At 54.3% G+C, this 13125-nt stretch carries 8 protein-coding genes and 3 rRNA genes; 9 read left to right on the plus strand and 2 right to left on the minus strand.

The window, feature by feature from the left end:
• Nucleotides 1–33: 33 nt before the first annotated feature.
• The 5 genes from hemE (at nucleotide 34) to SP99_RS01115 (ending at nucleotide 3574) form a co-directional block, all read left to right on the plus strand.
• Nucleotides 34–1098 carry a uroporphyrinogen decarboxylase gene (hemE, locus tag SP99_RS01095; protein ID WP_047957510.1) on the plus strand — a complete coding sequence of 355 codons (1065 nt, stop codon included), beginning with the start codon at nucleotides 34–36 and terminating at the stop codon, nucleotides 1096–1098.
• A 9-nt stretch (nucleotides 1099–1107) separates the two neighbouring features.
• Nucleotides 1108–1779: a deoxyribonuclease V gene (gene nfi, locus SP99_RS01100; RefSeq protein WP_047957511.1), complete on the plus strand. Its 672-nt coding sequence runs from the start codon at nucleotides 1108–1110 to the stop codon at nucleotides 1777–1779.
• A gap of 41 nt (nucleotides 1780–1820) precedes the next feature.
• Complete coding sequence (locus tag SP99_RS01105; protein ID WP_032644509.1) at nucleotides 1821–2411, plus strand: YjaG family protein; 591 nt, start codon at nucleotides 1821–1823, stop codon at nucleotides 2409–2411.
• Between the two features lie 186 nt (nucleotides 2412–2597).
• Nucleotides 2598–2870 carry a nucleoid-associated protein HU-alpha gene (gene hupA, locus SP99_RS01110; protein ID WP_002445246.1) on the plus strand — a complete coding sequence of 91 codons (273 nt, stop codon included), beginning with the start codon at nucleotides 2598–2600 and terminating at the stop codon, nucleotides 2868–2870.
• 11 nt (nucleotides 2871–2881) lie between these two features.
• Entirely contained in the window at nucleotides 2882–3574 is a 693-nt protein-coding gene (locus SP99_RS01115) for a DUF1481 domain-containing protein (protein WP_047957512.1), read from the plus strand.
• 91 nt (nucleotides 3575–3665) lie between these two features.
• Here SP99_RS01115 and purD read toward each other — a convergent pair whose 3' ends face one another.
• Nucleotides 3666–4958, minus strand: a complete 1293-nt coding sequence (gene purD / locus SP99_RS01120) for a phosphoribosylamine--glycine ligase (protein WP_047957513.1) — start codon at nucleotides 4956–4958, stop codon at nucleotides 3666–3668.
• A gap of 15 nt (nucleotides 4959–4973) precedes the next feature.
• Nucleotides 4974–6563, minus strand: a complete 1590-nt coding sequence (gene purH / locus SP99_RS01125) for a bifunctional phosphoribosylaminoimidazolecarboxamide formyltransferase/IMP cyclohydrolase (protein WP_047957514.1) — start codon at nucleotides 6561–6563, stop codon at nucleotides 4974–4976.
• A gap of 566 nt (nucleotides 6564–7129) precedes the next feature.
• Between purH and SP99_RS01130 the strand changes: the two genes are divergently transcribed.
• The 4 genes from SP99_RS01130 to metA all read left to right on the plus strand — a co-directional run bounded on the left by SP99_RS01130 (nucleotide 7130) and on the right by metA (nucleotide 13064).
• Nucleotides 7130–8669: ribosomal RNA gene (locus SP99_RS01130) — 16S ribosomal RNA — on the plus strand.
• 199 nt (nucleotides 8670–8868) lie between these two features.
• Nucleotides 8869–11773 (plus strand): 23S ribosomal RNA (locus SP99_RS01135).
• A 69-nt stretch (nucleotides 11774–11842) separates the two neighbouring features.
• A 5S ribosomal RNA gene (rrf, locus tag SP99_RS01140) occupies nucleotides 11843–11958 on the plus strand.
• The 16S, 23S and 5S rRNA genes sit together here, the layout of an rRNA operon.
• 176 nt (nucleotides 11959–12134) lie before the next feature.
• On the plus strand, nucleotides 12135–13064 hold the full coding sequence (metA, locus tag SP99_RS01145) for a homoserine O-acetyltransferase MetA (RefSeq protein WP_045286164.1): 930 nt from the start codon (nucleotides 12135–12137) through the stop codon (nucleotides 13062–13064).
• Nucleotides 13065–13125: the final 61 nt, after the last annotated feature.

The following is a 13125-nucleotide window of genomic DNA, read 5'->3' on the forward strand; positions in this document are numbered from 1 at the left end:
CACTGGGGCTATGACGCTTAAGGAACTGCAAAAATGACCGAACTGAAGAACGATCGTTATCTGCGTGCGCTGCTGCGCCAGCCCGTTGATGTCACCCCGGTATGGATGATGCGCCAGGCGGGACGCTATTTGCCAGAGTACAAAGCCACGCGCGCGCAGGCGGGTGATTTTATGTCGCTGTGCAAAAACGCCGAGCTGGCCTGCGAAGTGACGCTCCAGCCGCTGCGTCGCTTCCCGCTGGATGCCGCCATTCTCTTTTCGGACATTCTGACCATTCCGGACGCGATGGGCCTTGGGCTCTATTTCGAAACCGGTGAGGGCCCGCGTTTTACCTCCCCGATTAAAAGCAAAGCCGATGTCGATAAGCTGCCGATCCCCGATCCGGAAGGAGAACTGGGGTATGTGATGAACGCTGTGCGCACCATTCGCCGCGAGCTGAAAGGCGAAGTGCCGCTGATTGGTTTTTCCGGCAGCCCATGGACGCTGGCGACCTATATGGTTGAAGGCGGCAGCAGCAAAGCTTTCACCCAGATTAAAAAGATGATGTACGCCGAGCCGCTGGCCCTGCATGCGCTTCTCGACAAGCTGGCGAAGAGCGTCACGCTCTACCTCAACGCGCAGATTAAAGCGGGTGCGCAGTCGGTCATGATTTTCGACACCTGGGGTGGCGTGCTGACCGGGCGCGATTATCAGCAGTTCTCGCTGTACTACATGCACAAAATCGTCGACGGCCTGTTGCGTGAAAACGAAGGCCGCCGCGTGCCGGTGACGCTGTTCACCAAAGGTGGCGGTCAGTGGCTGGAAGCCATGGCGGCAACCGGTTGTGACGCGCTGGGTCTCGACTGGACCACCGATATCGCTGATGCCCGCCGCCGCGTGGGTGACAAAGTGGCGCTGCAGGGCAATATGGATCCTTCCATGCTCTATGCGCCGCCTGCCCGCATTGAGGAAGAAGTGTCGACTATACTGTCTGGTTTCGGCCAGGGTGAAGGACACGTCTTTAACCTTGGTCATGGTATTCATCAGGATGTGCCGCCAGAGCACGCTGGCGTATTTGTGGAGGCGGTGCATCGGCTTTCTGCCCAGTATCACCAGTAAGGAGTGGTTATGGATCTCGCGTCGCTACGCGCTCAGCAAATCGAACTGGCTTCATCAGTGATCCGTGAGGATCAGCTGGATAAGGATCCTCCGCAGTACATTGGCGGAGCCGACGTTGGGTTCGAGCAGGGCGGTGAAGTGACGCGAGCGGCAATGGTGGTTCTGAAATACCCTTCGCTTGAGCTGGTGGAATACAAGGTGGCGCGTATCGCCACCACCATGCCCTACATTCCCGGCTTTCTCTCCTTTCGTGAATATCCCGCGCTGCTGGCCGCGTGGGAGCAACTTTCGCAAAAACCCGACCTGCTGTTTGTCGATGGACACGGTATCTCACACCCGCGCCGTTTAGGCGTTGCCAGCCACTTTGGGCTGCTGGTGGATGTGCCGACCATTGGCGTCGCCAAGAAACGTCTCTGCGGCGCGTTTGAACCCCTTTCCGCTGAGCCGGGCGCGCTGGCGCCGCTTATCCATAAAGGGGAGCAGCTGGCATGGGTCTGGCGCAGTAAAGCCCGCTGTAACCCGCTGTTTATCGCCACCGGGCATCGGGTAAGCATGGACAGCGCTCTGGCGTGGGTGCAGCGCTGTATGAAGGGCTACCGTTTACCGGAACCCACGCGCTGGGCAGACGCCGTGGCCTCTTCGCGTCCAGCTTTTGTTCGTTGGCAGGAAATTCAGCGATGATTCAGGTAAACTGCGCCTAATTTTCGATTCGAGAGATCATCATGCTACAAAACCCGATTCACCTGCGCCTGGAAAAGCTGGAAAGCTGGCAGCACGTCACCTTTATGGCTTGCCTGTGCGAGCGCATGTATCCCAACTATGCCGCGTTTTGTAAGGAGACGGGCTTTGGCGATGGGCATATTTATCGTCGCATTCTGGACCTGATCTGGGAAACGCTGACGGTGAAAGACGCGAAGGTGAATTTCGACTCTCAGCTGGAAAAGCTGGAAGAGGCGATTCCGGTTGCGGATGATTTTGACCTGTATGGCGTCTACCCGGCGATTGATGCCTGCGTGGCGTTAAGCGAACTGCTTCACTCCCGTCTGAGCGGCGAAACGCTGGAGCATGCTATCGAAGTCAGTAAAGCGTCTATCACCACCGTGGCGATGCTGGAAATGACCCAGGAAGGTCGTGAAATGACCGACGAAGAGCTGCGTGCAAACCCGGCCGTAGAGCAAGAATGGGACATTCAGTGGGAAATTTTCCGCCTGCTGGCAGAGTGTGAAGAACGCGATATTGAGCTGATAAAAGGGCTGCGCGCAGACTTACGTGAGGCCGGCGAGAGCAATATTGGTATAATTTTTAACCAATGAGATAAGAAAACTTGAGATAACGCCCGTTTTGTCGCTCCTCGACTCTTCCCTTTCGACCCTTGTCTGGTCTACATTTGGGGGGCGAAAAAAAGTGGCTATCGGTGCGTGTATGCAGGAGAGTGCTTTTTTGGCATTTTCGTCGCACTCGATGCTTAGCAAGCGATAAACACATTGAAAGGATAACTTATGAACAAGACTCAACTGATTGATGTAATTGCGGACAAGGCTGATCTGTCTAAAGTGCAGGCTAAAGCTGCTCTGGAATCTACCCTGGCTGCTATTACTGAGTCTCTGAAAGAAGGTGATGCTGTACAACTGGTTGGTTTCGGTACCTTCAAAGTGAACCACCGCGCTGAGCGTACTGGCCGCAACCCGCAGACCGGTAAAGAAATCAAAATCGCCGCAGCTAACGTGCCGGCATTTGTTTCTGGTAAAGCACTGAAAGACGCTGTTAAGTAAGACGCGTGGCAGTGAACAGTTTTAGCGAAGGGGCGGCAACGCCCCTTTTGTCTTTCTGGCGTGGAACGCTCGCGCTGGCAGGCATACTGTTGCTGTCAGCCTGTAGCCACGATACCTCTCTGCCACCGTTTACCGCCAGTGGCTACGCGGATAACCAGGGAGCGGTCAGGATCTGGCGTAAAGATTCCGGCGGTGAAGTTCATCTGCTCTCTGCGTTTAGTCCGTGGCATAACGGCAATACGTCGACGGCGGAATATCGCTGGCAGGGCGATGAGCTGTCGCTCATTGAACTGAACGTCTACAGCAAAACCCCCGAACATGTGAAAGTGCGTTTTGACGACCACGGCGAGCTAAGCTTTATGCAGCGTGAAGTCAGCGGTCAAAAACAGCAGCTTTCCAGCGATCAAGTCGCGCTCTACCGTTACCGTGCCGAACAAATCCGCCAGACCAGCGATGCGCTGCGTCAGGGCCGCGTCGTGCTGCGCCAGGGTCGCTGGCATACTGATGGGACGGTGACAACCTGCGAAGGGCAGACCATCAAGCCTGACCTAGAATCCTGGGCCATCGAACACATCGAACGCCGTCAGCGGCATTCATCAATGGAAGTGAGTGTGGCGTGGCTTGACGCGCCGGAAGGCTCTCAGCTGCTGCTGGTGGCTAACGAAGACTTCTGCACCTGGCAGCCGACAGAGAAGAGTTTCTGAGTTCTGTGGATTAAGCCGGATGGCGCTAACGCTTATCCGGCCTACGAACGATCCCCTCTCCCTTTGGTAGAGGGTTAGGGTGAGGGGGAAATTACTCCCCCTGCTCACGCGCAATCGCGCGATAGCCGATATCCTGGCGGCTAAAGCTACCGTTCCAGTGAATATCCGCCATCAGCGCATAGGCGCGTTTCTGCGCTTCTGCTACGGTATGGCCCAGCGCGGTAGCACACAGCACGCGTCCGCCGTTGGTCAGTACGCGGTCATCGTCAGCCAGCTTCGTTCCGGCGTGGAATACCTTCGCGCCTTCAACCTCTTCCAGCGGCAGGCCGTGGATCTCATCACCGGTGTTGTAGTGGCCTGGGTATCCACCCGCAGCAATGACTACGCCCAGTGACGCACGCTCGTCCCACTCGGAAGTTTTCTCGTCCAGCTTACCTTCGCACGCCGCCAGGCACAGTTCTACCAGGTCGGATTTCATGCGCAGCATGATGGGTTGGGTTTCCGGATCGCCAAAGCGGCAGTTGAATTCGATGACCTTAGGATTACCCTGCTTGTCGATCATCAGGCCCGCATAGAGGAAACCGGTGTACGTATTCCCCTCGGCAGCCATCCCTTTTACGGTTGGCCAGATGATGCGATCCATCGTGCGCTGGTGCACTTCATCAGTGACCACCGGAGCAGGGGAGTAAGCCCCCATTCCGCCGGTATTCGGGCCGGTATCGCCATTGCCCACACGCTTATGATCCTGGCTGGTGGCCATCGGCAGAACGTGCTCGCCGTCGACCATCACGATAAAGCTCGCCTCTTCGCCGTCGAGGAACTCTTCAATCACAATGCGGTGGCCCGCATCGCCAAAGGCATTGCCTGCCAGCATATCCTGAACCGCGGCTTCGGCTTCTTCGAGCGTCATCGCTACGATCACGCCTTTCCCGGCAGCCAGGCCGTCGGCCTTAATGACAATCGGTGCGCCTTTTTCACGCAGGTAAGCCAGAGCGGGCTCAACCTCTGTGAAGTTCTGGTATTCCGCCGTCGGGATATTGTGACGTGCGAGGAAATCTTTGGTGAAAGCTTTGGAGCCCTCCAGCTGGGCAGCACCTTCCGTCGGACCGAAGATTGTCAGGCCTGCCGCGCGGAACGCATCCACCACGCCAATCACCAGCGGCGCTTCCGGGCCGACGATGGTCAGGTCGATTTTCTCGCTTTGGGCGAAACTCAACAGCGCCGGAATGTCGGTCACGCCGATAGCCACGTTCTGCAGCGCGGGTTCCAGGGCGGTACCGGCGTTGCCCGGCGCCACGAAGACCGTTTTCACCAGCGGAGACTGGGCCGCTTTCCATGCCAGAGCGTGCTCGCGTCCGCCGTTACCAATCACTAATACGTTCATTTTCTGCTCCGGGAATTAATGGCGGAAGTGACGCATGTCGGTGAAGATCATCGCAATGCCGTGTTCGTCGGCAGCGGCAATCACTTCGTCGTCACGGATAGAACCACCTGGCTGGATCACGCAGGTGATGCCTACCGCGGCAGCCGCGTCAATACCGTCACGGAACGGGAAGAAGGCATCAGAGGCCATGGCGGAGCCTCTCACTTCCAGACCTTCATCGCCTGCTTTAATGCCCGCGATTTTCGCCGAGTAAACGCGGCTCATCTGGCCTGCGCCTATCCCGATGGTCATGTTCTCTTTGGCGTAAACAATGGCGTTGGATTTGACGAACTTCGCCACTTTCCAGCAGAACAGCGCGTCACGCAGTTCCTGTTCTGTTGGCTGACGCTTGGTCACCACGCGCAGGTCGGCTTCTGTCACCATACCCAGATCGCGGTCCTGAACCAGCAGGCCGCCGTTCACGCGTTTGAAGTCCAGGCCCGGAACGCGTTCCGCCCACTGGCCGCAAACCAGGACACGCACGTTCTGCTTCGCCGCGGTGATCTTCAGCGCTTCTTCAGACGCCGATGGCGCGATGATCACTTCAACAAACTGACGGGAGATAATGGCCTGTGCGGTTTCGGCATCCAGTTCGCGGTTAAACGCGATAATGCCGCCGAAGGCAGAGGTCGGGTCGGTTTTATACGCGCGGTCATAGGCATCCAGAATGGAGGTGCTCACGGCAACGCCGCATGGGTTCGCGTGCTTGACGATAACGCAGGCAGGCTCGCTGAATTCTTTCACGCATTCCAGCGCGGCGTCGGTATCGGCAATGTTGTTATAGGAGAGCGCCTTGCCCTGAACCTGCCGGGCGGTCGCAACAGAGGCTTCTTTTACCTCTTCTTCTATATAGAAGGCAGCCTGCTGGTGGCTGTTCTCACCGTAACGCATATCCTGCTTTTTGATGAAGTTCAGGTTCAGGGTGCGCGGGAAGCGACCGGAAGGATCTTTACTTTCACCGTGGTAAGCCGGTACCAGGCTACCGAAGTAGTTGGCAATCATGCTGTCGTACGCAGCGGTGTGTTCGAAGGCTTTGATGGCGAGGTCGAAACGCGTTTCCAGGGTCAGTGACCCTTCGTTGGCGTCCATCTCATTAATAATGGCTTCGTAATCGCTGCTCTTTACGACGATGGCGACATCTTTATGGTTCTTGGCCGCGGAGCGCACCATGGTCGGGCCGCCGATATCAATATTTTCTACGGCATCTTCCAGAGAGCAGCCTTCACGGGCAACGGTCTGGGCGAACGGATAGAGGTTAACGACAACCATGTCGATTGGCGCGATCTCATGCTGTTCCATAATGGCGTCGTCCTGACCGCGACGGCCAAGAATACCGCCGTGGACTTTTGGGTGCAGGGTTTTGACGCGTCCATCCATCATTTCCGGGAAACCGGTGTAATCGGACACTTCGGTTACCGGCAGACCTTTATCTGCTAACAGGCGAGCGGTACCGCCTGTAGAAAGCAGCTCCACACCGCGTGCAGAAAGTGCCTGAGCGAATTCGACGATACCGGCTTTATCAGAAACACTGAGCAGAGCGCGGCGGACTGGACGACGTTGTTGCATGGTAAATCCCCTGGATTTCACGATTACAGAGAGCGTTAGATGAATTTTCCTGTGAAAAACTCATCTAACACACCTGACGAGGCATCCTTGCGAAGCGCGAGCATTTTAACGAAAACGTTTGCGCAACGCTCGCACATTTTCACTTTTTCGTATCATTGTGGATAAGTCTGTGTGTAAAAAGGTATAAGGCGGGGTTTTGCTGTGGAATGCAGCAGTCAGTCATCTTTCTGTCATTTAGCGGTTGCGGCCTGCGGAGAACTCCCTATAATGCGCCTCCATCGACACGGCGGATGTGAATCACTTCACAAACAGCCCGGTCGGTTGAAGAGAAAAAAATCCTGAAAATAACGGGTTGACTCTGAAAGAGGAAAGCGTAATATACGCCACCTCGCAACGGTGAGCGAAAGCCGCGTTGCAACTGCTCTTTAACAATTTATCAGACAATCTGTGTGGGCACTCAAAGTGACATGGATTCTTAACGTCGCAAGACGAAAAATGAATACCAAGTCTCAACGAGTGAACACGTAATTCATTACGAAGTTTAATTCATTGAGCATCAAACTTTTAAATTGAAGAGTTTGATCATGGCTCAGATTGAACGCTGGCGGCAGGCCTAACACATGCAAGTCGAACGGTAGCACAGAGAGCTTGCTCTCGGGTGACGAGTGGCGGACGGGTGAGTAATGTCTGGGAAACTGCCTGATGGAGGGGGATAACTACTGGAAACGGTAGCTAATACCGCATAACGTCGCAAGACCAAAGAGGGGGACCTTCGGGCCTCTTGCCATCAGATGTGCCCAGATGGGATTAGCTAGTAGGTGGGGTAACGGCTCACCTAGGCGACGATCCCTAGCTGGTCTGAGAGGATGACCAGCCACACTGGAACTGAGACACGGTCCAGACTCCTACGGGAGGCAGCAGTGGGGAATATTGCACAATGGGCGCAAGCCTGATGCAGCCATGCCGCGTGTATGAAGAAGGCCTTCGGGTTGTAAAGTACTTTCAGCGGGGAGGAAGGTGTTGAGGTTAATAACCTCAGCAATTGACGTTACCCGCAGAAGAAGCACCGGCTAACTCCGTGCCAGCAGCCGCGGTAATACGGAGGGTGCAAGCGTTAATCGGAATTACTGGGCGTAAAGCGCACGCAGGCGGTCTGTCAAGTCGGATGTGAAATCCCCGGGCTCAACCTGGGAACTGCATTCGAAACTGGCAGGCTAGAGTCTTGTAGAGGGGGGTAGAATTCCAGGTGTAGCGGTGAAATGCGTAGAGATCTGGAGGAATACCGGTGGCGAAGGCGGCCCCCTGGACAAAGACTGACGCTCAGGTGCGAAAGCGTGGGGAGCAAACAGGATTAGATACCCTGGTAGTCCACGCCGTAAACGATGTCGACTTGGAGGTTGTGCCCTTGAGGCGTGGCTTCCGGAGCTAACGCGTTAAGTCGACCGCCTGGGGAGTACGGCCGCAAGGTTAAAACTCAAATGAATTGACGGGGGCCCGCACAAGCGGTGGAGCATGTGGTTTAATTCGATGCAACGCGAAGAACCTTACCTACTCTTGACATCCAGAGAACTTAGCAGAGATGCTTTGGTGCCTTCGGGAACTCTGAGACAGGTGCTGCATGGCTGTCGTCAGCTCGTGTTGTGAAATGTTGGGTTAAGTCCCGCAACGAGCGCAACCCTTATCCTTTGTTGCCAGCGGTTAGGCCGGGAACTCAAAGGAGACTGCCAGTGATAAACTGGAGGAAGGTGGGGATGACGTCAAGTCATCATGGCCCTTACGAGTAGGGCTACACACGTGCTACAATGGCGCATACAAAGAGAAGCGACCTCGCGAGAGCAAGCGGACCTCATAAAGTGCGTCGTAGTCCGGATTGGAGTCTGCAACTCGACTCCATGAAGTCGGAATCGCTAGTAATCGTAGATCAGAATGCTACGGTGAATACGTTCCCGGGCCTTGTACACACCGCCCGTCACACCATGGGAGTGGGTTGCAAAAGAAGTAGGTAGCTTAACCTTCGGGAGGGCGCTTACCACTTTGTGATTCATGACTGGGGTGAAGTCGTAACAAGGTAACCGTAGGGGAACCTGCGGTTGGATCACCTCCTTACCTTAAAGAACCTGCCTTTGCAGTGCTCACACAGATTGTCTGATGAATGATGAACTTCTGAATGTACTTTTGAGTGCATTAAGAAGTTTTGCTCTTTAAAAATCTGGATCAAGCTGAAAATTGAAACGACACACATGTTATGTGTGTTCGAGTCTCTCAAATTTTCGCAATCATGAAGTGAAACATCTTCGGGTTGTGAGGTTAAGCGACTAAGCGTACACGGTGGATGCCCTGGCAGTCAGAGGCGATGAAGGACGTGCTAATCTGCGAAAAGCGCCGGCGAGGTGATATGAACCTTTGACCCGGCGATGTCCGAATGGGGAAACCCAGTGTGTTCCGACACACTATCGTTAACTGAATACATAGGTTAACGAGGCGAACCGGGGGAACTGAAACATCTAAGTACCCCGAGGAAAAGAAATCAACCGAGATTCCCCCAGTAGCGGCGAGCGAACGGGGAGCAGCCCAGAGTCTGAATCAGCTTGTGTGTTAGTGGAACGGTCTGGAAAGTCCGACGGTACAGGGTGATAGTCCCGTACACGAAAATGCACAGGTTGTGAACTCGAAGAGTAGGGCGGGACACGTGGTATCCTGTCTGAATATGGGGGGACCATCCTCCAAGGCTAAATACTCCTGACTGACCGATAGTGAACCAGTACCGTGAGGGAAAGGCGAAAAGAACCCCGGCGAGGGGAGTGAAAAAGAACCTGAAACCGTGTACGTACAAGCAGTGGGAGCACCTTCGTGGTGTGACTGCGTACCTTTTGTATAATGGGTCAGCGACTTATATTCTGTAGCAAGGTTAACCGTATAGGGGAGCCGAAGGGAAACCGAGTCTTAACTGGGCGTTAAGTTGCAGGGTATAGACCCGAAACCCGGTGATCTAGCCATGGGCAGGTTGAAGGTTGGGTAACACTAACTGGAGGACCGAACCGACTAATGTTGAAAAATTAGCGGATGACTTGTGGCTGGGGGTGAAAGGCCAATCAAACCGGGAGATAGCTGGTTCTCCCCGAAAGCTATTTAGGTAGCGCCTCGTGAATTCATCTTCGGGGGTAGAGCACTGTTTCGGCTAGGGGGCCATCCCGGCTTACCAACCCGATGCAAACTACGAATACCGAAGAATGTTATCACGGGAGACACACGGCGGGTGCTAACGTCCGTCGTGAAGAGGGAAACAACCCAGACCGCCAGCTAAGGTCCCAAAGTCATGGTTAAGTGGGAAACGATGTGGGAAGGCACAGACAGCCAGGATGTTGGCTTAGAAGCAGCCATCATTTAAAGAAAGCGTAATAGCTCACTGGTCGAGTCGGCCTGCGCGGAAGATGTAACGGGGCTAAACCATGCACCGAAGCTGCGGCAGCGACACTATGTGTTGTTGGGTAGGGGAGCGTTCTGTAAGCCGTTGAAGGTGGCCTGTGAGGGTTGCTGGAGGTATCAGAAGTGCGAATGCTGACATAAGTAACGATAAAGCGGGTGAAAAGCCCGCTCGCCGGAAGACCAAGGGTTCCTGTCCAACGTTAATCGGGGCAGGGTGAGTCGACCCCTAAGGCGAGGCCGAAAGGCGTAGTCGATGGAAAACAGGTTAATATTCCTGTACTTGGTGTTACTGCGAAGGGGGGACGGAGAAGGCTATGTTAGCCGGGCGACGGTTGTCCCGGTTTAAGCATGTAGGCGGAACGATTAGGTAAATCCGGTCGTTTTTTAACGCTGAGGTGTGATGACGAGGCACTACGGTGCTGAAGTAACAAATGCCCTGCTTCCAGGAAAAGCCTCTAAGCATCAGGTAACATCAAATCGTACCCCAAACCGACACAGGTGGTCAGGTAGAGAATACCAAGGCGCTTGAGAGAACTCGGGTGAAGGAACTAGGCAAAATGGTGCCGTAACTTCGGGAGAAGGCACGCTGATATGTAGGTGAAGCCCCTGCGGGTGGAGCTGAAATCAGTCGAAGATACCAGCTGGCTGCAACTGTTTATTAAAAACACAGCACTGTGCAAACACGAAAGTGGACGTATACGGTGTGACGCCTGCCCGGTGCCGGAAGGTTAATTGATGGGGTTAGCGGCAACGCGAAGCTCTTGATCGAAGCCCCGGTAAACGGCGGCCGTAACTATAACGGTCCTAAGGTAGCGAAATTCCTTGTCGGGTAAGTTCCGACCTGCACGAATGGCGTAATGATGGCCAGGCTGTCTCCACCCGAGACTCAGTGAAATTGAACTCGCTGTGAAGATGCAGTGTACCCGCGGCAAGACGGAAAGACCCCGTGAACCTTTACTATAGCTTGACACTGAACACTGGTCCTTGATGTGTAGGATAGGTGGGAGGCTTTGAAGTGTGGACGCCAGTCTGCATGGAGCCGTCCTTGAAATACCACCCTTTAATGGCTGGTGTTCTAACGTAGACCCGTTACCCGGGTTGCGGACAGTGTCTGGTGGGTAGTTTGACTGGGGCGGTCTCCTCCCAAAGAGTAACGGAGGAGCACGAAGGTTAGCTAATCCTGGTCGGACATCAGGAGGTTAGTGCAATGGCATAAGCTAGCTTGACTGCGAGAGTGACGGCTCGAGCAGGTGCGAAAGCAGGTCATAGTGATCCGGTGGTTCTGAATGGAAGGGCCATCGCTCAACGGATAAAAGGTACTCCGGGGATAACAGGCTGATACCGCCCAAGAGTTCATATCGACGGCGGTGTTTGGCACCTCGATGTCGGCTCATCACATCCTGGGGCTGAAGTAGGTCCCAAGGGTATGGCTGTTCGCCATTTAAAGTGGTACGCGAGCTGGGTTTAGAACGTCGTGAGACAGTTCGGTCCCTATCTGCCGTGGGCGCTGGAGAATTGAGGGGGGCTGCTCCTAGTACGAGAGGACCGGAGTGGACGCATCACTGGTGTTCGGGTTGTCATGCCAATGGCACTGCCCGGTAGCTAAATGCGGAAGAGATAAGTGCTGAAAGCATCTAAGCACGAAACTTGCCCCGAGATGAGTTCTCCCTGAGCCTTTAAGGCTCCTGAAGGAACGTTGAAGACGACGACGTTGATAGGTCGGGTGTGTAAGCGCAGCGATGCGTTGAGCTAACCGATACTAATGAACCGTGAGGCTTAACCTTACAACGCCGAAGATGTTTTGGCGAAGAGACGACACAAGTTTCAGCTTTGATACAGATTAACAGAATTTGCCTGGCGGCTTTAGCGCGGTGGTCCCACCTGACCCCATGCCGAACTCAGAAGTGAAACGCCGTAGCGCCGATGGTAGTGTGGGGTCTCCCCATGTGAGAGTAGGGAACTGCCAGGCATCAATTTAGAAGAACCCCGTACCGTAAGGTGCGGGGTTTTTTGCTTTTGTTTTTCTCCCTCTCCCTGAAACTTTCTCACCTTCGCCTTGCAGACTCGACATTCCGATCATTTCTGGGTATCGTTAGCTGTCTGGATGTCTAAACGTTTATACGTATACTGTGAGGAAGTAAGGTTATGCCGATTCGGGTGCAGGACGAGCTACCAGCCGTCAATTTCTTACGTGAAGAAAACGTCTTCGTTATGACGGCTTCACGTGCGACAGTTCAGGAAATTCGCCCGCTGAAGGTGCTTATTCTCAATCTGATGCCGAAGAAGATTGAAACTGAAAACCAGTTCCTGCGTTTGCTCTCGAACTCCCCGCTGCAGGTGGATATTCAGCTCCTGCGAATCGATGCCCGAGAGTCGCGTAATACGCCTTCTGAGCACCTGAACACCTTCTACTGCAACTTCGATGACATTCAGGGCGAAAACTTCGACGGACTGATTGTGACCGGTGCCCCGCTGGGTCTGGTTGAATTCAACGATGTTGCCTACTGGCCGCAGATCAAACAGGTGCTGGAGTGGGCAAAAGATCACGTCACGTCGACATTGTTTGTCTGTTGGGCGGTACAAGCCGCTCTGAATATTCTTTATGGCATCCCCAAACAAACCCGCACTGAAAAGCTCTCCGGCGTGTACGAACACCACATTCTCCATCCCCATGCTCTGCTGACGCGCGGGTTTGATGATTCTTTCCTGGCGCCACATTCACGTTATGCCGATTTCCCGGCGCAGTTGATACGTGATTACACCGATCTGGAGATCCTGGCCGAAACAGAGGATGGCGATGCTTACCTGTTTGCCAGCAAAGATAAACGCATTGCCTTTGTAACCGGACATCCGGAGTACGATCCGCATACCCTCGCGTCAGAGTATTTCCGTGATGTCGAAGCGGGCCTTAACCCGGATGTTCCGTACAACTATTTCCCGAAAAACGATCCACAGAACACACCGAGAGCCACCTGGCGCAGCCACGGGAATTTGCTTTTTACCAACTGGCTCAACTATTACGTCTACCAGATCACGCCATACGATCTGCGTCACATGAATCCGACGCTGGAGTAATCGTCTGCACTAAACGATCCTAAAGCGTTTCAGCTATTCACATCAGGCACCTTCGGGTGCC

The sequence above is a fragment of the Enterobacter sp. BIDMC92 genome, from assembly GCF_001030225.1.
In the GTDB taxonomy this organism is placed as follows: Bacteria; Pseudomonadota; Gammaproteobacteria; order Enterobacterales; family Enterobacteriaceae; genus Enterobacter; species Enterobacter sichuanensis.

Excerpts from the sequence above, each read along its gene's own strand:
- SP99_RS01105 (WP_032644509.1), top strand. The coding sequence starts at position 1,821 with ATGCTACAAAACCCGATTCACCTGCGCCTGGAAAAGCTGGAAAGCTGG.
- purD (WP_047957513.1), bottom strand. The coding sequence starts at position 4,958 with ATGAACGTATTAGTGATTGGTAACGGCGGACGCGAGCACGCTCTGGCA.
- nfi (WP_047957511.1), top strand. The coding sequence starts at position 1,108 with ATGGATCTCGCGTCGCTACGCGCTCAGCAAATCGAACTGGCTTCATCA.
- metA (WP_045286164.1), top strand. The coding sequence starts at position 12,135 with ATGCCGATTCGGGTGCAGGACGAGCTACCAGCCGTCAATTTCTTACGT.
- hupA (WP_002445246.1), top strand. The coding sequence starts at position 2,598 with ATGAACAAGACTCAACTGATTGATGTAATTGCGGACAAGGCTGATCTG.
- purH (WP_047957514.1), bottom strand. The coding sequence starts at position 6,563 with ATGCAACAACGTCGTCCAGTCCGCCGCGCTCTGCTCAGTGTTTCTGAT.
- hemE (WP_047957510.1), top strand. The coding sequence starts at position 34 with ATGACCGAACTGAAGAACGATCGTTATCTGCGTGCGCTGCTGCGCCAG.